This is a genomic window from Streptomyces luteogriseus (assembly GCF_014205055.1).
In the GTDB taxonomy this organism is placed as follows: domain Bacteria; phylum Actinomycetota; class Actinomycetes; order Streptomycetales; family Streptomycetaceae; genus Streptomyces; species Streptomyces luteogriseus.
This window is the reverse complement of the sequence record NZ_JACHMS010000001.1, coordinates 5995341-6016246: the sequence shown is the minus strand read 5'-3', so window position 1 is coordinate 6016246 and position 20906 is coordinate 5995341. Positions and strand designations below refer to the sequence as shown.

General features: G+C 73.4%; 18 protein-coding genes. 13 read left to right on the top strand and 5 right to left on the bottom strand.

Annotation, left to right across the window (positions count from 1 at the left end):
* Positions 1–61 precede the first annotated feature (61 nt).
* Positions 62–2071 carry a TerD family protein gene (locus BJ965_RS26655; protein WP_184917583.1) on the top strand — a complete coding sequence of 670 codons (2010 nt, stop codon included), beginning with the start codon at positions 62–64 and terminating at the stop codon, positions 2069–2071.
* Between the two features lie 17 nt (positions 2072–2088).
* Here BJ965_RS26655 and BJ965_RS26650 read toward each other — a convergent pair whose 3' ends face one another.
* Both BJ965_RS26650 and BJ965_RS26645 read right to left on the bottom strand, forming a co-directional pair.
* On the bottom strand, positions 2089–3339 hold the full coding sequence (locus BJ965_RS26650; protein WP_184911641.1) for a helix-turn-helix domain-containing protein: 1251 nt from the start codon (positions 3337–3339) through the stop codon (positions 2089–2091).
* A 2-nt stretch (positions 3340–3341) separates the two neighbouring features.
* On the bottom strand, positions 3342–3494 hold the full coding sequence (locus BJ965_RS26645; protein ID WP_184911639.1) for a hypothetical protein: 153 nt from the start codon (positions 3492–3494) through the stop codon (positions 3342–3344).
* Between the two features lie 215 nt (positions 3495–3709).
* On the opposite strand from BJ965_RS26645, the gene BJ965_RS26640 reads away from it, so the two are divergent.
* The 10 genes from BJ965_RS26640 (at position 3710) to BJ965_RS26595 (ending at position 15553) form a co-directional block, all read left to right on the top strand.
* On the top strand, positions 3710–4705 hold the full coding sequence (locus BJ965_RS26640; protein WP_184911636.1) for a DUF3068 domain-containing protein: 996 nt from the start codon (positions 3710–3712) through the stop codon (positions 4703–4705).
* Positions 4706–4923: 218 nt separating this feature from the next.
* Positions 4924–6072 (top strand): glycosyltransferase family 4 protein, encoded by a 1149-nt coding sequence (locus tag BJ965_RS26635; protein WP_184911633.1) that lies wholly within the window; start codon positions 4924–4926, stop codon positions 6070–6072.
* Positions 6069–6848, top strand: coding sequence for a class I SAM-dependent methyltransferase (locus tag BJ965_RS26630; protein WP_313667078.1), 780 nt, complete (start codon positions 6069–6071; stop codon positions 6846–6848). The genes BJ965_RS26635 and BJ965_RS26630 overlap by 4 nt, the downstream gene beginning before the upstream one ends.
* Entirely contained in the window at positions 6845–11020 is a 4176-nt protein-coding gene (locus tag BJ965_RS26625; protein ID WP_184917580.1) for an alpha-(1->3)-arabinofuranosyltransferase, read from the top strand. The genes BJ965_RS26630 and BJ965_RS26625 overlap by 4 nt, the downstream gene beginning before the upstream one ends.
* On the top strand, positions 11017–12264 hold the full coding sequence (locus tag BJ965_RS26620; RefSeq protein WP_184911631.1) for a condensation protein: 1248 nt from the start codon (positions 11017–11019) through the stop codon (positions 12262–12264). Before BJ965_RS26625 ends, BJ965_RS26620 begins: the two co-directional genes overlap by 4 nt.
* Positions 12261–13007: a class I SAM-dependent methyltransferase gene (locus BJ965_RS26615; RefSeq protein ID WP_184911628.1), complete on the top strand. Its 747-nt coding sequence runs from the start codon at positions 12261–12263 to the stop codon at positions 13005–13007. Before BJ965_RS26620 ends, BJ965_RS26615 begins: the two co-directional genes overlap by 4 nt.
* Positions 13008–13022: 15 nt before the next feature.
* Positions 13023–13928: a hypothetical protein gene (locus tag BJ965_RS26610; protein WP_184917574.1), complete on the top strand. Its 906-nt coding sequence runs from the start codon at positions 13023–13025 to the stop codon at positions 13926–13928.
* Positions 13925–14146, top strand: coding sequence for a Trm112 family protein (locus BJ965_RS26605; protein WP_184911625.1), 222 nt, complete (start codon positions 13925–13927; stop codon positions 14144–14146). The genes BJ965_RS26610 and BJ965_RS26605 overlap by 4 nt, the downstream gene beginning before the upstream one ends.
* Entirely contained in the window at positions 14143–14970 is an 828-nt protein-coding gene (locus BJ965_RS26600) for an FkbM family methyltransferase (RefSeq protein ID WP_184911622.1), read from the top strand. The genes BJ965_RS26605 and BJ965_RS26600 overlap by 4 nt, the downstream gene beginning before the upstream one ends.
* Positions 14936–15553 (top strand): hypothetical protein, encoded by a 618-nt coding sequence (locus BJ965_RS26595; RefSeq protein WP_184911619.1) that lies wholly within the window; start codon positions 14936–14938, stop codon positions 15551–15553. Before BJ965_RS26600 ends, BJ965_RS26595 begins: the two co-directional genes overlap by 35 nt.
* Here the strand turns inward: BJ965_RS26595 and BJ965_RS26590 are convergent.
* A complete protein-coding gene (locus BJ965_RS26590; protein ID WP_184911616.1) occupies positions 15546–16919 on the bottom strand; it encodes an MFS transporter in 1374 nt (457 codons plus the stop codon). The genes BJ965_RS26595 and BJ965_RS26590 overlap by 8 nt on opposite strands.
* Positions 16920–16975: 56 nt before the next feature.
* Positions 16976–17854: an ATP-grasp domain-containing protein gene (locus tag BJ965_RS26585; RefSeq protein WP_184911614.1), complete on the bottom strand. Its 879-nt coding sequence runs from the start codon at positions 17852–17854 to the stop codon at positions 16976–16978.
* Between the two features lie 323 nt (positions 17855–18177).
* Between BJ965_RS26585 and BJ965_RS26580 the strand changes: the two genes are divergently transcribed.
* Positions 18178–18465, top strand: a complete 288-nt coding sequence (locus tag BJ965_RS26580; RefSeq protein WP_184911612.1) for a hypothetical protein — start codon at positions 18178–18180, stop codon at positions 18463–18465.
* A 15-nt stretch (positions 18466–18480) separates the two neighbouring features.
* On the opposite strand, the gene BJ965_RS26575 is transcribed toward BJ965_RS26580, so the two are convergent.
* Complete coding sequence (locus BJ965_RS26575) at positions 18481–19188, bottom strand: FadR/GntR family transcriptional regulator (RefSeq protein ID WP_184911609.1); 708 nt, start codon at positions 19186–19188, stop codon at positions 18481–18483.
* 193 nt (positions 19189–19381) lie between these two features.
* Between BJ965_RS26575 and BJ965_RS26570 the strand changes: the two genes are divergently transcribed.
* The gene (locus tag BJ965_RS26570) at positions 19382–20857 is read left to right on the top strand and encodes an SLC13 family permease (protein WP_184911606.1); all 1476 of its coding nucleotides are present in this window, start codon (positions 19382–19384) and stop codon (positions 20855–20857) included.
* Positions 20858–20906: the final 49 nt, after the last annotated feature.

Here is a 20906-nt window from a genome sequence, read left to right as displayed (position 1 = left end):
AAGTGCCCGGTGTGCGGCACGTCACAGGTGTCGCAGAGGTGGGGGGATTCCTGTGCGTGACATGACCATGGGCTCGAACGTGTCTTTGACGGCCCTGAGCGAGAACGTCGGTTCCGCGATCGTCGGTCTGGGCTGGTCCAGCCCGTCCGGGGAGGGCGACGCCGACGTGTCCGTCCTGCTGCTGGACGGGAACGGCAAGGTGCGCAGCGATGCCGACTTCTACTTCTACAACAACCCGGTGGCCGCCGACGGCAGCGTGCAACTGCTCGGCAAGGAGCCGACCGGGGACGGCAGCGAGGACCGGATCAGCTTCGACCTGACCGCGATCCCGGCCGAGGTGGAGCGGATCGTCGTGGCCGCGAGCCGCTACGAGGGAGCGCGCTTCTGCGAACTCGACGACCTGAAGGTGACGCTGGCCGACGCCGTGGGCGAAAGCCTCCTGCGGTTCGTCATCGAGGACGCCGGCCAGGTGAGCGCGATCATCTTCGGTGAGCTGTACCGGCGGGGCGAGGAGTGGAAGTTCCGGGCCGTCGGTCAGGGGTACGAGAGCGGGCTGGCGGGGCTGGCGACGGACTTCGGCGTCGACATCGAGGACGACGAGGAGGAGGAGTCCGGGACGGAGGCGGCACGGGAGCGCGCCGTGAGCATCCCCGGCACTCCGCCGCAGGCGACGCTGGAGGCGGTCCCCGCACCGCGCCCGGCCGAGGAGGGAGCCGCGCCGAAGAAGCGGGCCACTCGGCCCCGCACCGCGAAGAAGAAGGTCACACCGCCGAGGGCGCCGGTGAAGAGCCTGGCGGAGAACGAGTCGTGGAGGCAGGCACGGCTCTTCCCGGTGTCGGCGCTCAAGAACGACCGGGACCGGGAGACACGGGCCACGTCGGTGCTGTTGTCGGTGATGGCCCACGTACCCCGGTTCGGCCGGCGCATCACCGCTCCCTTCGGCGCGCCGTCCGGCCGCATGGAGACGTTCACCGAGGTCTCCCTGCCGCATGGGGACACACCCCGGCGCCCCGACGGAGTGATCCGCGTCGAGCGCGCGGGCAAGCTGTGGACGGCCCTCGTCGAGACCAAGACCAACGGCAACCCCCTGAAGTCCGACCAGGTGCAGGCCTACATGGACATCGCGGCCCGGCGGGGCTACGAGGCCGTGATCACCCTGTCGAACGACGTGGCGCTGGAGGGCAGCCCGCTGGTCGACGTGAAGATCGACCGGCGCCGCAAACACCAGGTGGCGCTGTGGCACCTCTCCTGGGCCGAAGTGGCCCACCAGGCCCAGATGCTGATCCGGCACGAGGGCGTCGGCAACGCGGCGCGCACCTGGTTGCTCCAGGATCTGCTCCACTACCTCCAGCACGACAACTCCGGTTGCCACGGCTTCCAGAACATGGGCGCCGCATGGGTGCCCGTGCGCAACGGGATCAACGACGAGACCCTCTGCCAGGGCGACCCCCGCGCCCTGGAGGTCGTGGAGAGCTGGGAGCGGCTCATCCGGCAGGTGTGCCTGCGGCTCGGGGGCGAGCTCGGGCAGAAGGTGCTGCCCGCACAGCGTTCCCGGCGCGGCACCGACCCCGGCGCCCGACGCGCCCGCCTGGCGGACCAGCTGTGCCTGGAGGGCAGGCTCCAGGCGGAGTTGCGGGTCGAGGGGGCGCCGGGGCTGCTCACCATCAGCGCCGATCTGCGGACCGCCAAGCTGCGCACGTCCGTGGAGATCCCGGCGCCCGAGCAGGGCTATCCGCTGACCTGGGCCAAGCGCCTGATCCGTCGTCTGGCCGAAGCGCCGGCGGACCTGCACGTCGAGACTCTGGTGGAGGGCGAGGCGGGCGGCCCGCGGGGCACACTGGAGCGGTTGCGTCCCGAACCGGGGGATCTGCTGCCGAAGGACGGCTCGACCCGCATCACCGGTTTCCGGCTGTCGCTCTTCAAGGGCATGGGAAGCGGCCGCGGCAGCGCGGAGTCCGGATTCATCCGGAGCGTCGACGATGCCGTGGACCGCTTCCACAGCTCGGTGATGGCCCACTTGGACGCTCCCGCCACCGGGCGCACGGCGGGGAAGGAGCGGGCCACGGTGTGACGCCCGGGCGGCGCTGGTCACCGCCCCCGCCGCTCCCGCGCCACCCCCAGCTCCCCCCGCAACCGCTGCGCCCGCAGCACCAGTTCCAGTTCGAAGCGACGGTCGGGGTCGTCGATCTCGTCGCCCCACAGTTCGCGGATCTGGCGCAGGCGGTAGCGGACCGTCTGGGGGTGGACGCCGAGGCGGGTGGCGACCTCGGGGGCGCCGCCGCGGGTCTCCAGCCAGGCCAGGAGGGTCTCGGCGAGGCGGCGGCCATGGGTGGGGCCGCAGTGGGTCAGGGGGGCCAGGCATCTCAGGGCCAGGTCGTCGATGAGTTCCTCGGGCTGGAGGAGGACCAGGGCCTCGGTGTGTTCGGTGCAGTAGAGGACCTCGCCGGAGGGGAGCAGGCCGCGCTCCATCAGACGGACCGCCGCCTCCGCCCAGCGCAGCGATTTCGCCGCGTCGGTGAGCGGTACCGGCGGGCCGATCGCGCCGGACCAGCCGGCCAGGGCCCGGTGCATGAGCTCGGAGCGGCCCGCCGCATCCGGCTCGGGCACGACCATGCGGGGCTGCTCGTACTCCATGTCGAGCAGGACGCCCTGGCCGACCGCGGGGGCCATCGCCTCCCGGGCGGGGCGCAGCAGCACGCCGACCGCGACTTTCGCCGGTAAGGGCCAGCCGATGCGGGCGGCGCGTTCGGTGAGGGCCTCGGCGGGGTCGCCGCGGTGGTGCTCGGCGAGGAGCAACTCCATCAGGCGGCGTTGCAGGCGCAGGCGTTCGCCGGCCTGGCGGGCCGCGGCCTCGGCGTAGCCGCGTACGGACTGGTCGACCAGGCCGTCCAGGTACTCGTAGCCCGCGTCGACGAGTTCGTACATCGCCGGAGGCGGGATCTCCACGCGCTGGCCGATGTCGGCGAAGCGGCGCCAGGCCAGGCGTACGCCCATGCGGTAGATGGCCTGGAGGGAGTCGAGGGAGCGGCCGTTCAGGCCCTCGCCGCGGCCGAAGTCCTGGAAGACGCCGGGCGGGACGGTCGGGCGTCCCTCCGAGTGCTCCAGGTGCTGCACGAACACCTCGATGGCGCGGCGGATGCCGACCAGGGCCATCGGCTCGCCGGAGTCGTCGAGGACGACGGGCAGATGCGGGTACTCGCGCTGGATCTCGCAGAGGATCTCCTCGGCGAGCGCGGGCGCCTCGGCCATGGCGATCGCGGCGAACCGGCGCACCTGGAAGCGCGGTACGTCGTGCCAGGCCGAGCGGGTCGTGACGGCTGCGGCGCGGGCGGCCGTCACCGTCAACTCCCCTGACCGTCTTGCTCGTACGTGATCAGGGGGGTGTTCGGTTGGTCGGGTGTGGCTTCGAGCAGCGCGACCGTGCCGAAGGCGGCGCCCACGGCGAGGGCGGCGCCGAGCGCGACGGTCAGCGCGGCAGCCAGCAGTCTGGACATCGCAGGGTCAGCCTCTCTGTCCGGATTCGTCCGGAGATCATCCGGAGGTTTTCCCCACCCCGGCATCCCGTCCCTGCCTGTCGCGCCCAGTCTCGACAAGCATTGACACCCCGTCAAGAGCGGCCTACGGTTCCCGGCCCAACCGCACGTGCGCATTCCGCCGCCGTGTCGGCCCCCTCGTACGTCGAGCCGTCCCAAGCCACTGGAGTGCCCGGATGCGCCGTACAACCTCTCCCTTTTCCCTGGTCCTGCTGGGTCTCGGCACGTTCCTGCTGGTGCTGGCACCCCTACTCGCCTGGTACGTGGAGCCGCGAGCCGCGGTGAACCCGATCGACATCGACACCACCGCCGTCTACACCGGCCGGGGCAGCGTCTTCGACACTGACCGGATCGAGACGGTGCCCGACCGCACGATCACCGTGACCCAGCGGGTGCGGGGCAACGTCGAGGACAGCGAACGCAGCGGCAACGCCGTCTGGGACGTGACGACGACGGTCGACACCGACAAGTCGCTGCCGGCCGCCGATCCGCACGACGCGCTGGACTTCGTGCCGCACCGCTGGGTGATGGACCGCGAGACCACGCGGCCGGTGCACTGCTGCGGGGAGAAGCCGTACATCGAGGGCGAGGCGTATCTGAAGTTCCCCTTCGACGTGCAGAAACGCTCCTACCGGTGGTGGGACAACACCCTCGGCGACACGGTGGTGCTGCGCTACCGCGGCACCGCGAAGATCCAGGGGTACACCGGCTACAAGTTCACCGGCTCCGTGCCGCCGACCAGGACCGGCACGCGCATGGTCCCCGGCAGCCTCGTCGACCAGCCGAACCGGCCGCAGGTGCTGGCCGAGGAGTGGTACTCCAACCACGGCTTCGAGCTGGTCGTGGACCAGGCGACGGGCCGGGTGATCTACGCGCAGACCGGCCCGAGGCGGACCTTGCGGGCGCCGGGCGGCACGAAGGACGCGGCGGTGCTGCTGGACAGCCGGAAGGTCTCGTTCACGACCGCGACCCAGAAGGAGGCCGTGCGGCAGGCGAAGCGGGACAGCGGGCAGCTGCGGATGGTGGGCACGACACTGCCGATCGGGGCGGCGGTGGGTGGCTTCGTACTCGCGGTGGTGGGGGGCGTCCTCGTGGCGCGCGGGCGGAAGGAGCCGGAGAACCCCGTTCCGGCCGATACGTCCGGAACGCCCCAGCCCACTCTCACGAAGTGATGTGACGTCAGCTCCAACAAAGCCCGAAATTGTCACGTCGGTGAGTAGCCGTGGCGAACGTCCGGGCGAAAACTGTCCAACCCCACCCCAGCACATCCCGTCCACACTCCCCTCCCAGGAAGGGCTCGGGCTCCCCACGAGCCGACCCCTCCGTGACGAACACACCCCCACGTTTTCCCCACGCTGAGTTCCGCACCCCGAGACGAGTTGGAGCACCCATGCCCCAGCACGTACCGTCCACGCTGCGCATCGTGTCCCCCAGCGCGCAGCACCCCCCGGCGCTCCCCCCACATCCGCGCCGGATCGTCTTCCTCGCCCATCGTGATCTGGACAACCCGTCCGCCGGCGGCTCCGAGCTGCTGGTCGACAAGCTCGCCGACGGCCTGACCCGCCTGGGCCACCAGGTGACCCTGCTGTGCGGGGGGCCCGCGGCCTTTCGCGACTACCGGGTCGTGTCGGCGGGCGGCCCCTACGGGCACTACCTGCGCGCACGGTCGGCCTTCACCCGCCGGGTCGGCGACTGCGACCTGCTGGTCGAGGTGTGCAACGGCATGCCGTACCTGGCGCCGCTGTGGCATCGGGGGCCCACGCTGACCCTGGTCAACCACGTCCACACCGACCTGTGGAAGATGCGCTTCGGCGGTCCGCTGGCACCGGCGGCGCGAATCGGCCGAAGACTCGAGCACTGGGCTCTGACCGGGGCGCAGCAGCGGAACCTGCTCGTCGCCGTGTCCTCCTCGACCGCCCACGCGCTGCGCGCGATCGGGGTGGATCGGGACCGGATCCGGGTCGTGCACAACGGGGTCGAGGAGCCGGGCCCGCGGGCCGACCGCTCGGCCGAGCCGCTGTTCGTCGCCGTCGGGCGGCTGGTCGAGTACAAGCGGATCGATCTGCTGCTGCGGCTCTGGGAGCGGGTGCGGCCGGTGACCGGCGGCCGGCTGGTGATCGTCGGTGACGGGCCCGAGCGGGAACGCCTCGAGCGGCTCGCCGGCCCCGGTGTGGAGTTCACCGGGTATGTGACGGAAGCCGAGAAGCACCGGCTGCTGTGCGCCGCCTGGCTGTTGCTGCACCCCTCCGCCGTGGAGGGGTGGGGCCTGGTCGTGACGGAGGCCGCTGCCCGCGAGACGCCGAGTGTGGCCTTCGACGTGCCGGGCCTGAAGGACTCCGTGGCGGACGGTGAGACGGGCGTTCTCGCGCGCGGTGAGTCCTCGTTCGCCGCGGCCTGGTGCGCGCTCACCCTGTCCGGGCGGCAGCGGGAGCTGATGGGCAAGGCGGCCCGGGAGCGGGCGGCCCTGTTCCGGTGGGACCGTACGGTCCGGCAGTTCAGGGCGGTCGCCACGGAGGCGGTGAAGGGCTGGGCCCCGTGACACCGTCCCTGCGCAGCCGCCCACGGGACGGCACGTCCGTGCGCCCCGCCTGGAGGGATCCGTCGATCCGGCGCTCGGTCGCCCTGTTCCGCGCCTTCCTCCACGAGCAGGACGATCCCGAGGCCTGCTACGCGTTGCTCGCCCGCGACGCGGTCGACCAGGTCGAGGCCTACGACGGGCCCGTCGCCGGGCGTACCGTCCTCGACGTCGGCGGCGGCAGCGGGTACTTCACCGAGGAGTTCCGGCGCCGCGGGGCGAACGCGTTCCTCTTCGAGCCCGACCCGTCCGAACTGGGCGGGGAGCCGCACGCGGCGGCCGTCGTCGCCGACGGGTACCTGCTGCCCCTGCGGGACGGCGTCGCGGACGTCACCTTCTCCTCCAACGTGCTGGAGCACGTGGCCGATCCGGAGACGTTCCTCAGCGAGCTCGCCCGGGTGACGCGGCCCGGCGGGCTGATCTACGTGTCGTTCACCAACTGGCTGTCGCCGTGGGGCGGGCACGAATGGGCCCCCTGGCACTACCTCGGTGCCGCGCGGGCCCGGGCCCGCTTCCAGCGGCGCACCGGAAAGGCCGCGAAGCACACGCTCGGCGAGAACCTGTTCGCGGTGCACATCGGCTCCACCCTGCGGCAGGTGCGCGCCCGGGACGACGTCACGGTCGTCTCGGCGCGCTCCCGCTACTGGCCGTTCCTCGCGGAGACCGTCGTCAAGGCGCCCGGCATCCGCGAGTTCGCCACCTGGAACCTCCTCCTCATCCTGCGGCGGTGTCCTACATGACAACCACGGTCCAGGCTCCTCCACCGGCAGCCGTTCCCAGCACCGCGACCACCGCGGGCCCGCCCGACGGCCCGCGGTCGCGGCGCTGGCTGCTCGGCTTCTGGGCCGTGGCGTTCGTGCTGTTCCTGGCCGTGCAGCCCGGGCGGCAGACCTTCGACTCCAAGCTCGGTGTGACGGTCGACCCGGGTCAGTTCCTCGCCGACCTGGGGCAGTTGTGGCACGACCGGGCCGGGTTCGGCGGGATCCAGGACCAGTACGTCGGCTACCTGTGGCCGATGCTGCCGTTCTACTGGCTGTGCGATCTCGTACGGCTGCCGGTGTGGCTGGCGGAGCGGCTGTGGCTGTCGCTGATCGTGTCCGTCGCCTTCTGGGGGGCGTTGCGGCTGGCCGAGCGGCTGCGGGTGGGCAGTGGGGCGTCCCGGCTGCTCGGCGCGGTGGTGTACGCGCTGTGGCCGGTGTTCACCACCGTCATCGGGTCGACGTCGGCCGCGGCGCTGCCCGGCGCGTTCCTGCCGTGGGTGCTGCTGCCGCTGACGGACGGGCGGTACGCCGCCCGGGTCGCGGCCCTGCGGTCGGCGCTGCTCGTGCCGTTCATGGGCGGGGTGAACGCGTCGGCGACGCTCGCCTCACTGCTGCCGGCCGGGCTGTATCTGCTGTCCCGGCCGCCCGGGCCACGGCAGCGCAAGCTGATCGCCTGGTGGGCCCCGGCCGTGATCGTGGTGACCGCCTGGTGGTGGGTGCCGCTGCTGCTGCTCGGGGTCTACGGCGAGAACTTCCTCCCCTATATAGAGACAGCGCGGACGACGACGGACACGATGTCGGCGACCGAGGCGCTGCGCGGTGCCGGGAACTGGGTCGCCTATCTGCACCTCGGTGAGGCGTGGCTGCCGGCCGGCTGGGCCGTGGCCTCCTCCGTCGTCGTGATCCTCTGCTCGGCCCTCGCGGCCGGACTCGGGCTCGCCGGACTCGCCCGGCGGGACATGCCCGAGCGGCGATGGCTGGTGCTGACGGTGCTCGTGGCCGCGCTGGTGCTGCTCGCCGGGTACGGCGGGGCGTTCGGGGCGCCGTTCCACGGGACCGTGCAGGGCTGGCTGGACGGGTGGCTGTCGCCGTTCCGAAACATCTACAAGTTCCAGACCGGTGTGGCGCTGGCGCTCGCACTGGGTCTGGCGCATCTGGTGGGTGTGGCCGCCGAGCCGCGCGGCGCCCGGCAGGTGCGCGGCCGGCGCTTCGCCCCGCTGATCGCGGCCGTGCTGATCCTGCCGGGGCTGCTGTGGCCGTATCTCAACGGCTCGATCCTCAACCCGGGTTCGTTCCAGAAGCTCCCCACCTACTGGCAGGCCACGGCCGACTGGCTGGAGAAGTACTCGCCCGACTCGCGTGCCCTGGTCGTCCCGGCGACCGCGCACGGCGTCTACTCCTGGGGCTCCCCCATCGACCAGCCGCTCGACGTGCTAGCCGAGTCGCGGTGGGCGCAGCGCGACTACGTGCCGTTCGGCACCCCCGGCAACCGGCGTGCGATGGACGCCGTCGAGCAGGCCCTGCTGTCCGGCTCCCACGTGCCGGGCCTGGCCGACTACTTGAGCCGGGCCGGGCTGTACTACGTCGTCGTACGCAACGACCTCGACCCCGACCAGATCGGCTACGTGCCCACCACGACCGTCAAGCGCACCCTGGAGCAGTCGGGGTACGAGCGGGTGACGGGCCTCGGGCCGGTGATGACCGGCGGCCGGATCGCGCAGGACGCGCCGCTCCAGGTGGAGGGGCTGTACCCGCGGCAACGGGCCGTGGAGATCTACCGGCCCACGGGTGAGGACGTGGTCCGGCCCGGGCAGGCCGGGCTCGCCCCGGTCGCCGACACGGCCGTGGTGTCCGGCGGGCCGGAGGCGCTGCTGCCGCTGGCGGAGCGGCTGCGCGGGCGGGCGACCGTCCTGACCGGCGACAACCACCCGGGGCTCGGCACCCCGGCCGTACAGGTGGTGGGCGACGGGCTGCGGCGGGCGGACACCCGGTTCGGGCTGGTCAACGCCGGTACGTCGTACACGTACACGCGCGACGAGCGCAACGCGCCGGACGCGCTCCAGGACCCGGGCGGGAAACCCCGCCAGATCCTGCCCGCCGAGGGCACGGACCACCAGACGGTGGCCGAACTGCGCGGCGCCCGCTCGGTGTCGGCGTCCTCGTACGGCAACTGGCTGTTCCACCTCCCGCAGTACGACCCGGTGAACGCCTTCGACGGCAACCCGGACACCGCGTGGGCGGAGGGCGCGCCGGACACACCGGACGGGCAGTGGCTGCGCATCGGCTTCCCCGGCTCCTACGACATGCCGTCCTCGTTCAAGGTCACGCCGCTGCCGCAGGAGAGCGTGCGCGCGGCGGCGACGAAGGTCCGGGTGGAGACCGAGAAGGGTGAGCGGACCAGCTTCCTCCGGCCGAACGGCATGACCCAGCGGATCAAGGCGCCCGCGGGCGCGACGGGTTGGATGAAGCTGACGATCGTGGACTCCGTGGAGCGCCGGGCCGGTCTGACCGGCGCGGGCTTCTCCGAGATCGACCTGCCGGACGTGCGGGTGACACGGCTGCTGCGGCTCCCGGCGGACGCCGAGGACGCCACGTCGGCCGCGACCGTCGTCTCCCTGCACCGCGCCTCCGACCCGACGGGTCTCTCGGCCACCGGCACCGAGGCGGGCCTGCACCGCCGCTTCACGACCCCGGCCGCCGGGACGTACGAGGTGAAGGCGAGCGCGGTGCCGGTGCCGGGCGCGGAATTCGACGAGCTGCTCTACGAGGTCGCGCCCGAGCAGCAGGCCCGGATCGTCGCCACCGCCGACTCCACGGCGAGCCTCGGCGCGGGCCTCGCGGCACGCAACCTCACCGACGGCGACCTGACGACGGCGTGGGTCGCGGGCGACCGGCCGGTGATCCACCTGCGCTGGGAGGGCAAGCAGCCGGTCGGCGAACTGGTCCTGGCCCCCGCGGGCGGCCTGTCCGCCCGGGCCTCCGAGGTGCACATCAGCTCCCCGGACGGCGCGGCCATCGCCGGCGTCGACGAGAACGGCTGGGTGCGCTTCCCGCCGATCACCACCGACCGGCTCGACATCACGATCACCGAAACGGCCCCGCTGACCCTGCACAACCCGGTCGCCGACGAGGACCTGCGCCTCCCGGTGGGCCTCACGGAGGCGTACATCCCCTCCCTCGACCAGTACCGCACCCCGCAGCCGGACGGCACCCGGAAGTTCTCCCTCCCGTGTGGCAAGGGCCCGGACGTGGCGCTGGACGGTGAGCTGTACCAGACGAGCGCGAAGGGCACCGTACGGGATCTGGTGGAGCGTCGGGGCGTGAAGGTGACCCTCTGTCAAGACGGACGGGGCGACGCCGAGGTGCGGCTCTCCTCCGGCGATCACCGGCTGGAGGGCGGGGACGCCGGTCCGCTCGCGCTGACGGACGTGACCCTGACCCGCGGCACGGTGCCCGAGGCCGCCGCGGCCGGGCGCGACCTGCGGGTCCGGGACTGGCTGGGCGACCGGCGCGCGGTGACGGTCGGCTCGGGCGCGGCCTCGTACCTCACGACGTACGAGAACTTCAACGACGGCTGGAAGGCCACCCTGGACGGCAAGGAGCTGACCCCGGTGCGGCTGGACGGCTGGCAGCAGGGCTGGCGGGTCCCGGCCGGGGCGGGAGGCAGCGTGACGCTGTCCTACGAGCCGGCCACGACGTACGACGCCGCCCTGATCGGCAGCGGCGCCGGCATCGCGGTCCTGCTGGGCCTGGCGCTGTGGCGGCGCCGCGCTCCCAACCCCGACGCCGCGCAGCCGGCCCCGCCGCTGCCCGGGCTGTGGCTCGGCACGGTGGTGCTGACGCTGGTCGGGGTGGTGATCGCGGGCTGGTTCGCGCTGCTGGTCCCGGCGCTGGCGCTGCTCGCCGCGCGGCGGCACGCCCTGCTGGTGCCGATCGCCTTCGCCGCCCTGGCCGGTGCCGGGATCATCGCGGCGTTCGGGGCCGGGGAACCGGTGGGCGCGGGCGAGGGCGCGTTCGGTCACCTGGCACAACTGCTGGCGCTGATCGGTCTGTTCGCGGGACTGGTGAGCCTGCGCGAGGGGCCGCGGCCGTCGGAGGCGCCGACGCGGCAGCTGCCGAGGACGGAGACCGGGGAGGGCAAGCCCGTATGACGGCACCGGTACGCATCCCGTTCCCGGTGGTGGACGAGGTGTCCCGGCACTGCCTCCAGGAGGCGGAGCCCGAGACGGTCCACATCGAGGTCCACCTCCCGGGCCCCCTCGACCACGCGCGGCTGCGCAAGGCGTTCCTGGAGGCCCTGCACCGGCATCCGCGGATCCTGATGCGGGAGGCGCGGGGGCCCTGGTACCGGCGGCAGTACGAGTGGGAGTTGACGCCGGAGCCCGATGTGGAGGTGGTGACGTTCGCCCCGCCGGGCCCACGCGCCCTGCACGACGCCCGGACCCGGGCCCTCACGGACGCCCCGCCGCTGTCGATGTCCCCGCCGGTCCGGCTCGAGGTGGTGGACTCGGTCCTCCTGCTCACCATCAACCACACCGCCCTGGACGGCCCGGCCTGCCTGCGCGTCCTGGCCACGGCCGCCGAGCTGTACGGGGGCCGGGACAACGCCCCGGCGGCGCCCCCGACCCGCGCCGCCGAGCCGCGGCAGGAGGTTCCGGACACCCCGGCCGGCTGGTCACCCCCAGCGCGGGTGGCGCACGGCACCCCCGACCCCTCCCCCGGCAACGGGCTGCTCGTCACCGAACTCCCCCTCCCGCACCGCCCCAAGGGCTCCCCGTACACCGTCAACGACCAGCTCATGGTCACCACGGCCCTGACCATCGCCCACTGGAACCGGGAGCACGGCGCCCGCCCCCGCCCCCTGCGCATCACGATGCCGGTGGACGACCGCCCCCGCGACACCACGATGCCCATCGGCAACGGCACCCGCCTGGTGGAAGTCCCGTACGCGCCAAGAGAACTGGACGTCACCGACATGCCGGCCCTGCTGCGCCGCACCGCGGAGCGGACCCGCGCCCTGAAGGCCCTCCCGCGCCCCCAACTCGGCCACGGCGCGGCCCTCCTGACCGCCCCCTGGGCGCCCGTCACCGCCCGCGCCGCCCTCACCCGCACCCTGCGCCGGGCCGCCGCGCCCTGGACGTCGACGACCCTGCTCAGCAACATCGGCCGCATCCCCTACCCCCTGGACTTCGGCGAGGAGGCGGGCCGCGCGCACGCGGTCTGGTTCTCGGCGCCGGCCCGGATGCCCCGCGGCCTCACCGTCACCACCGCCTCCACGGCCGGCCGCCTCCATCTGGCCCTGCGCTGGTCGAAGGCCCTGCTCAGCCACGGCGACGGCGCTCACCTCCGCGACCTGTTCGAGCACTACCTGCACACCACGGAGGTGACCCCGTGACCGCACCGGCCACCACCGGACCTCCGCCCCGCGACCTGCGGGACTTCTACGAGAACCCCGCCGTGCCGGTCGCCTCCGGCACGCCGCGCAGCCTCCGCCAGGCCCGCATGCTGGCCCGGGCCCTGGGCAGCCCGGCGGGCGCTCACCCGCGGACGATCATCGACATCGGCTGCGGGGACGGCACCGCCGCCGCCACCGCCGCCCCGCTCCTGCCCGGCCACCGCGTCATCGGCGTCGACTGGTCCCAGGACGCCCTGCGCCGCGCCCGCACCCGCATCCCGTACGCGGTGCGCGGCGAACTCACCGGCGGCGGGCTGCCGTTCGCGTCCGGGACGGCCGACGCCGTGCTGTTCAGCGAGGTCGTCGAGCACCTCGTCGACCCGGACGCCGCGCTGGACGAGATCCGGCGGATCCTGCGCCCCGGCGGCCATCTGATGCTGTCCACGCCGAACCTGGCCGCCTGGTACAACCGCGGCCTGCTGCTGGCCGGTGTGCAACCGGTGTTCTCCGAGGTCAGCCTGCGCGGCATCCACGGCCGCCCCGGCAAGGAGGTCGTGGGGCATCTGCGGCTCTACACCGCCCGCGCGCTGAAGGAGTTCGTCGCCGCGTCCGGGTTCACGGTCGTACGGCTCGAAGGGGCTCCCTTCCACGGCGTGCCGCGCCCGCTGCGCCCGCTGGACCGGCTGGCCTGCGCCCGGCCGCAGCTCGCGTCGATCCTGCTGCTGCACGCCAGGAGGACGTAGCCCATGTGGTGGGGAGTGGCCGCGGCCCTGCTGGCGAACACCCTCTACAGCGTGGGCTTCGTGCTGGAGAAGCGGGCGCTCACCTCTCTCCCCGAGGTGAGCATCCGGCAACCGGCCCGGCTGCTGCGCCTCGTCCTCGGCAGCCCCCTGTGGATCGGCGGGTCCCTCGCCCTCGCGGCCGGTTTCGCCGCGCAGCTCGTCGTCTACCGCACCCTGCCGATCGCCGCCGCCCAGGGCATCTTCGTCTCCGGCCTGGTGCTGCTGGTGCTGCTGTCGGCGCGGCTGCTCGGGGAGGAGACGTCCGGCCGGGAGCGGTACGCGCTGGGCGCGATCCTGCTGGCGCTGCTGATGGTGGTGCTGTCGCTGCGGGAAGGGTCGGACACCGTCGGCCACGACGCGCCCTACCAGCTGATCCTGCTGGTGTGCGTGCCGTCGCTGGCGGCCGGGGTATGGCTGTACGCCTCCGCCGAGCGGCGCACCCGCAACCGGCACCGGCGGCCGACGACCGGCGTCGAGTACGGCGTGGCCGTGGGCCTGCTCTACGGGGTGAGCTCGCTGGCCATCAAGGGCGTCTCCAGCCGGCTGACCACCCACGGCATCAGCGGCGCGGTGCCGGCCCTGCTGAGCTCCCCCTATCCGTACCTGCTGCTGTTCACCGGTGTGTTCGGCCTGGTGATGTCGCAGGCGGCGCTGCAGCGCTGCCGGGCCTCGCTGATCGTGCCGGTGTGCACGACCGTGACCAGTCTGTTCACGGCGGTGCTCGGCACGCTGTCGTTCGGCGAGGCCCTGCCGGACGAGCCGTTGCGGCTCGCGCTGCGGGTGGCGGGCACGGCCCTGGCGGTGGCCGTGCTGCTGACCATGCCCAAGCACGACACCGCTCCCCGACCCTCCCCACCCGCCAAGGAGCTCGCATCCCCATGAAGCCCGACGACCCGCTGCTGAAGATCCTGGCCTGCCCGCTCGACAAGGGGCCGCTGCATCTGCTCGCCGAGGAGGCCGGGCGGGAGGAGGCGCTGTACAACCCGCGTCTGCAACGGCGTTACCCGATCACCGACGGCATTCCGCAGCTGCTGCCGTCCTCGGGAGAGCAGGTGCCGGACGACGAGCACGAGGAACTGCTGAAGAGGATGGCACCGTGACCAGCCTGGCGGCCCGCATCGCCCCTCTGCTGCCCACCCGTCTGGTGGCCGCGACGGCCCGGGCGCTCTACCCCCGGTTCGAACCGGAGCTGGCCCGGCTCGCCGAGCTGTGCCCCCCGGACCTGCGCACGGCGGTGGACGTCGGCGGCTGGTACGGACCCTGGACGCACCGCCTGTCCGGCCTCGCCGAGCGGGTCGTGACGGTGGAGCCGGTGCCCCATCTGGCCCGGCTGCTGGCCGACGCCGCGCCGCCGAACGTCCGCGTGATCCGGGCGGCGGCCTCGGACCGGCCGGGCATCGCCCGCCTGTGGCTGCCGTCGGACGACTCGGGCGACCGGGGCGTGTCCTCGCTGGTCCGGCGCGACATCCACGGCCGGGCGCTGGACGTCCCCTGTGTCACGCTGGACGAACTGGGCCTGCGCGACGTCGGCTTCATCAAGATCGACGTGGACGGCAACGAGCCGGCGGTGCTGCGCGGGGCGACGGGCCTGCTGGCCCGTGACCGGCCGGCCCTGTTCGTGGAACTGGAGTCCCGCATCCAGCCGATCGCACCGGTCGTGACCTACCTGTCGCTGCTGGGCTACGACGGCTGGGTGCTGCCCGGCGACACCTGGGTCCCGCTGGTGAAGTTCCCGCTGGAGGACCACCAGGCCCGCGCGTCCTACGTCGTCTCCCACGGCCTGCTCCGCCGCGTCCTGCCCTCCCCGCTCCTGCGGGGCCCGCGCTACGTCAACTCCGTCCTGTTCCTGCCCGACGGCCGCCGCCCCGGCAGCACACCGGTGGGCGACCATGGGTCCCATGCCCTCCGGAAAGCACCCCGCTAGCCCCTTCACCCCGCTCGACTTCCAGCTGGTGCTGCTGCGCCGCATGGCCGACCACAACCCCGGGCTCGTGGAGGACGCCCGCCAAGCGCTGGGGGTGTCGATCGCGGACATGCGCGAGGCGAACAAGCGCTGGCAGGCCATGGTCCGCTCGCCGCGCTCGCGGGCGCCCCTGTCCCGCTACCGGCAGGTGCTGGGCGACCCCGAGTCCCGTACGCCGCGCCGGATCGGTGATCTCGACTGCGAGGCCTGGCTGTGGCCGGTGCCCCTCTGGCCCTCCTTGCGCTTCGAGGTGCTGACCGCCCCGAACCGCGCGGTGTGGAACGAGTGGCTGGTCCGCGCCCCCGGCGCCCCGGGGCCGGAGCTGAACACGCTCGACGATCTCACTCCCTGGTCCTGCACCGTCGACGAGGCGGCCCGGGCCTTCGCCCCGGCGCGTCCCCTGGAGGGCTCGGCTCCGACCCGGTGGGGGCTGGCCTTCACCGCGCCGGACGCCCAGGGGGTGCGGCGGGAGGCCGTCGCGGAGTTCACCTGGGGGCTGGTGCAGCGGGTGGCCGTCACCGGCGGCCGGGTCCGAGCTACGTGACTCCTGGAGGGCGGCGGGCCCTCGCCGGTACGCACCACCACGCGAGGACCGCCGCGCCCAGATAGGCGACGGCCCCGATGCCCATGCTGGTCCGGATGCCGGTGCCGTAGTTCGCGGCCGAGGCGAGGAGGCTGCCGCCGAGCGCGACGCCGGTGGCGCTGCCGACCTGGCGGGTGGTGTTGAACAGGGCGGAGGCGGCGCCCGAGTAGGCCGGGGGCGCGGCTCCCATCACGGTGGCGGTGGAGCCGGTGAGGGCGAAGGACGTGCCGAAGCCGGCGGCCATCATCGGGAGCACCAGGAGCCCGTAGGCGGGGTCGGCGCCCGCCGCGGCCCAGCCGGCCAGTCCCAGGGCGGCCAGGAGCATGCCCGAGACCACCAGGGGGCGGTCGCCGGTACGGCGGGACAGCCGGGCGGACAGCACCGAGGCGAACATGGTCATCGCCACCGCCGGGAACAGCGCCAGGCCGGTGCCGAGGGGGCTGTAGCCGCGCTGGTGCTGGAACTCCAGGCTGGCGGTGAACACCATGCCGTAGAAGCCGAAGTTGAACAGCAGGCCGATGGCGGCGCCGCCGCTCATCGCGCGGGAGCGCAGCAGGACCAGCGGGAGGGCCGGGGACCGGGCCAGCCGCTCGCGCAGGGCGAAGGCGACGGCGGACAGTGCGGCCAGGCCCAGGCCGGCGAGCACGGCCGGGTCGGACCAGCCGCGCCGCCCGGCCTCGTTGAGCCCCGCGGTCAGCAGGGCGACCGCGGCTACGACGGCGACCTGCGCGGGCCAGTCCAGGGCCCGGTCGGCGCGCCGGGGTGAGCGGGCCATGTGCCGCAGGGTGAGCGCCAGGCAGGCGGCGCCGACGGGCAGGTTGATGAGGAACACCCAGCGCCACCCCACCGTGGAGACGAGCAGCCCGCCCAGCAGGGGCCCGGCGGAGGCCGCGATGCCCGCCATCGCCCCCCACAGTCCGAAGGCCCGCGAGCGGACGTCCGGTTCCGGGTAGGCCTGCTGGAGCAGGGCCAGCGAACCGGGCACGATCAGCGCCGCGCCGAGCCCCTCCACCAGCCGGGCCACCACGAGGAAGGGCGTGCCGGGTGCGAGCGCGCAGGCCGCCGAGGCCGCCGTGAACACGGCCACACCCCAGCAGAACACCCGCCGGTTGCCCAGCCGGTCCCCCAGCGCCCCGCCCGTCAGCAGGAACCCGGCGAAGACCAGGGTGTAGCCGTCGGTGATCCACTGGATGCCGGTGAGCGAGGCCGAGAGCTCCCGCCCGACCACCGGCACGGCGACGTTGATCACCGTCACGTCCAGGATCACCATGAAGTACCCGGCGCACACCGCGAGCAGCGGTGCCCAGGTCCGTTGCTCGGGGGGCATGGTGGTAGCACTACACCAAAAGCCTCATCCGGGGGCGTATGCCCCGCGCACGGTGCTCAGCCGGTGGCGGCCAGCACCGCCTCCACCACCCTCGGCACGGAGTCCGGGTGCAGAGCGAGGAACAGGTTCGGCTCGATCAGCTCCAGTTCCATCACGCACGGCTCGCCGTCCGGCCCGGTGACAAGGTCCACGCGCGCGTACAGCAGCTCCGCGTCCACGGGCACGGCGGCCAGCGCCTGCTCGGCGACGGTCAGTTCGGCGGCGGTCGGCTCCCAGCGGCGCAGGTCGGGGTGGGCGACCTTGTCGGCGTCGTACGGCGTGCCCGGCGCGAGGACGGCGCCCTTGACACTGGCGTGCAGCAGACGTCCGCCGAAGAACTGCAGGGCCCGCTCGCCGTGCGTGTCGATGCTGCTCAGGTAGGGCTGCACCATGACGGTGAACCCCTCGGCGTGCATGCGCTCGGCCTGCCGTACGGCGGCGTCGCGTTCCCCGGCCGGGTGGCGGGCGGCGTAGCGGGCGCCGGCCCCGGAGGCGGGCTTCACGACGAACTCGCGGTCGGCGGGCAGCTCGACGGGGTCGCCGGGCGCGAAGTACCGGGTGGGCACGGTGGGCACTCCGGCCTCGGCGAGCTGCCCGAGGTAGCGCTTGTCGGCGTTCCACCGCACGACGCCGAGCGGGTTGGCGAGCCGCGTCGCCTTCCCGCACCGCTCGGCCCACGCCGTGAACTCGTCGGCGCGCCAGCTGTAGTCCCAGGTGGAGCGGATGAGGGCGAGATCGAAGGCGGCCCAGTCGGCCGCGGGGTCGTCCCAGGGGACGGCGACGGCATCGGCCCCGGCCTCCCGCAACGCCGCCACCAGCACCGGCAGGTCCCGGTCCTTGTGCTCCTCGCCGCGGGGGTCGTAGGTGACGACGGCGATGCGCGGGGTGCCGGCCACGGCGACTCCATCCTCGTACAGGCGATCGATGCGATGTCCGTCGCAGGCTAACAATCCCGTCCGGAACCGCGACACCCCGTTTGACCTTCACCTGGCGTCGTTCCCGAGCACCGCGTCCGGGAACTCCTCGTCGCGCCCGCGTCCCCGGACGAGACCGTTCAGGCCCTGGTCGCGGCGGCGAACGCGTCGGGCGGGCCGGACAACGTCGGCTGTGTGGTGGCGGACGGGGTGGAGGGCTGACCCGGACGGCCCAGGACCACGGGCCGCGGGCGCCCCCGGCCGGTCTACTGAGCGCAGACACCGAACAGAGGAAGGACCTTCCCATGGCTGTGGTGCTGTCCCTGCGCTGGGCCGGGGTGACTCCCGAGCAGTACGACGCGATGCTGGCGGCGGTGCGCTGGGAGGAGCAGGTGCCGGACGGTCTGGTCCTGCACGCGGCGTGGTTCGAGCCTGGCGCCATGCACGTCACCGACGTGTGGAACGCCGAAGAGGACTTCCGGCAGTTCTTCGCCACGCGTCTCGCCCCGGCCGTGCAGGAGGTCGGACTCGCCGGGCAGCCCGAGGTGCGGTTCTCACCGGCACACCGTCACTACGTGGCATCGACCGGCTGACCTCCCGCCCCGGGTCTAGCTCTCTTCCTCCGGCTCCCAGTCCAGCAGCCGCACCTTCGCCACCGTGCGGACGTGGCGCCGCATGGCCGCGGCGGCCTGCCGGGGCTGCCCGGCGGCGATCGCGTCGAGGATCGCCCGGTGCTGGGAGAGGGAGCGGGACGGCCGGCCGGGCTGGCGCAGCGACTCGGTGCGGCTCTCGGCGATCTGCTCGGCGATGGAGCGCATGAACTCGGCGAGCAGACTGCTGTGTGCGGCCGCCGTCACGGCCGCGTGGAACAGCCGGTCGCCCTCGACGCCGTGGCCGCCCGCCTCGATCTCCTCGGTCATCACGCCGAGCGCCGAGCGCATCGCCGCCAGGTCGTCCTCGGTGCGCCGCTCGGCGGCCAGCTCCGCGAGCTTCGTCTCCAGCGCCTCCCGCGCCTCCAGGACGTCGGGAAGGCGCCGGCGGCGTTCGACCATCCGCTCGACCGGTTCGGTGTCGAGGCTGTCCCGCACGAGGTAGGTGCCCCCGCCGTGCCGGGCCTCCACCAGGCCCTGGACCTCCAGCACCACGATCGCCTGCTTCACCGAGGCCCGGCTGACCCCGAGCCGCTGGGCGAGATCCCGCTCGGGCGGCAGCCGGTCACCGGCCCGCAGACCGCCCTCGGCGACGTACTGGCGCAGCCGCTCCAGCACCTGTTCGTAGAGGCGCTGTTTCGTCATGGGGCGCAGGGCGTCGGTCACGGGCTCCCCCTCTCGCCGGGAGCGTAACACCGGCCCTGCACAGTGGCGGAGTGGCTGAGCCAATTCTCGCCCACCCCCTTGACGGGCGCCCGGCCCGCCCCCACGCTGTTCGACCAACGCACCTCAAGTGGCTCAGCCACTCGTCCACTGGAGGTGCGCCCAGCCGCTCCGGGGCCCAACGACGGGAGCCCGTATGTCCCCCGAACTCATCTCGATCCTCGTCCTCGTCGTGGTGTTCGTCATCGCCACCACCCGTTCCGTCAACATGGGCGCGCTCGCCTTCGCCGCCGCGTTCGCCGTCGGGGGGCTGGTCGCGGACCTCGACGCCGACGGCATCTTCGCCGGGTTCCCCGGCGACCTGTTCGTCGTCCTGGTGGGCGTCACGTACCTCTTCGCGATCGCCCGCGCCAACGGCACCACCGACTGGCTGGTGCACGCCGCCGTCCGGCTCGTGCGGGGGCGGGTGGCGCTGATCCCCTGGGTGATGTTCGCCCTGACCGGTGCGCTCACGGCCATCGGCGCGGTCAGCCCGGCCGCCGTGGCGATCGTCGCCCCGATCGCCCTGAGCTTCGCCGCGCGGTACGGGATCAGCCCGCTGCTGATGGGCGCGATGGTCGTCCACGGCGCCCAGGCCGGCGGCTTCTCCCCGATCAGCATCTACGGCTCGATCGTCAACGGCATCGTCGAGCGCGAGAAGCTCCCGGGCAACGAGGTCGTCCTGTTCCTGGCGTCGCTCGCGGCGAACCTGGTCATCGCGGCGGTGGTGTTCGTGATGTGCGGGGGGCTGAAGCTGTGGGCGCGGGGCGCGGTGAACGAAAGCGACAGCGGAAGCAGCGGCCCCGTCGAGGCAGCGGGCAGTCCAGCCCCGGCAGCGGGCAGTCCAGCCCCGACTGCGGGCAGTCCAGCCCCCGCCCCCGCCGCGGGCCGTCGTACCGCTGGGGCGGTACGGGTGGGCGATGGGGGTACCCCCTGCTCGAGCGAAGCCGAGAGCCTGGGGGAGGCACCTGGCACCGCCCGGCTGCGGACCCACCCGGCCCCAGCCGCTCCCACCCGGAGCCCGGAAGAAGCCCGCCTCACCCCGGCCCGCACAGCCACCCTCACCTCACTCCTGGCCCTGGTCCTCGCCGTCCTGGTCTTCGACCTGGACGCGGGCCTGACCGCCATCACCCTCGCCGTCCTCCTCAGCACCGCCTGGCCCAAGGACAGCCGCAAGGCGACCGGCGAGATCGCCTGGCCCACCGTCCTCCTCATCTGCGGCGTCCTCACCTACGTCGGCGTGCTCGACGAGATGGGCACCATCACCTGGGCCGGCGAGGGCGTCGGCGGCATCGGTGTCCCCCTCCTCGCGGCCGTCCTGCTCTGCTACATCGGCGCCCTGGTCTCCGCGTTCGCCTCCTCCGTGGGGATCATGGGCGCCCTGATCCCCCTGGCCGTGCCGTTCCTGGAGCGGGGCGAGATCGGCGCGGTCGGCATGATCGCCGCGCTCGCCGTGTCGGCGACCGTCGTGGACGTGAGCCCGTTCTCCACGAACGGCGCACTCGTCCTGGCCGCCGCCCCGGACGTGGACCGCGAGCGTTTCTTCCGGCAGCTGATGGTGTACGGAGGGATTGTGGTGGCGGTCGTACCGGCGGCGGCCTGGCTGGTGATGGTCGTCCCCGGCTGGGGATGACCCGGCCGGACCCACCGCCCATGGACAACAGCAGTCAACAGTCAAGGAG

What these genes read in the sequence shown, in the direction of transcription:
- BJ965_RS26625 (WP_184917580.1), top strand. Translation starts at nt 6,845, where the DNA reads ATGACAACCACGGTCCAGGCTCCTCCACCGGCAGCCGTTCCCAGCACC.
- BJ965_RS26580 (WP_184911612.1), top strand. Translation starts at nt 18,178, where the DNA reads ATGGCTGTGGTGCTGTCCCTGCGCTGGGCCGGGGTGACTCCCGAGCAG.
- BJ965_RS26640 (WP_184911636.1), top strand. Translation starts at nt 3,710, where the DNA reads ATGCGCCGTACAACCTCTCCCTTTTCCCTGGTCCTGCTGGGTCTCGGC.
- BJ965_RS26590 (WP_184911616.1), bottom strand. Translation starts at nt 16,919, where the DNA reads ATGCCCCCCGAGCAACGGACCTGGGCACCGCTGCTCGCGGTGTGCGCC.
- BJ965_RS26595 (WP_184911619.1), top strand. Translation starts at nt 14,936, where the DNA reads ATGGGTCCCATGCCCTCCGGAAAGCACCCCGCTAGCCCCTTCACCCCG.
- BJ965_RS26645 (WP_184911639.1), bottom strand. Translation starts at nt 3,494, where the DNA reads ATGTCCAGACTGCTGGCTGCCGCGCTGACCGTCGCGCTCGGCGCCGCC.
- BJ965_RS26620 (WP_184911631.1), top strand. Translation starts at nt 11,017, where the DNA reads ATGACGGCACCGGTACGCATCCCGTTCCCGGTGGTGGACGAGGTGTCC.
- BJ965_RS26605 (WP_184911625.1), top strand. Translation starts at nt 13,925, where the DNA reads ATGAAGCCCGACGACCCGCTGCTGAAGATCCTGGCCTGCCCGCTCGAC.
- BJ965_RS26635 (WP_184911633.1), top strand. Translation starts at nt 4,924, where the DNA reads ATGCCCCAGCACGTACCGTCCACGCTGCGCATCGTGTCCCCCAGCGCG.
- BJ965_RS26655 (WP_184917583.1), top strand. Translation starts at nt 62, where the DNA reads ATGACCATGGGCTCGAACGTGTCTTTGACGGCCCTGAGCGAGAACGTC.
- BJ965_RS26570 (WP_184911606.1), top strand. Translation starts at nt 19,382, where the DNA reads ATGTCCCCCGAACTCATCTCGATCCTCGTCCTCGTCGTGGTGTTCGTC.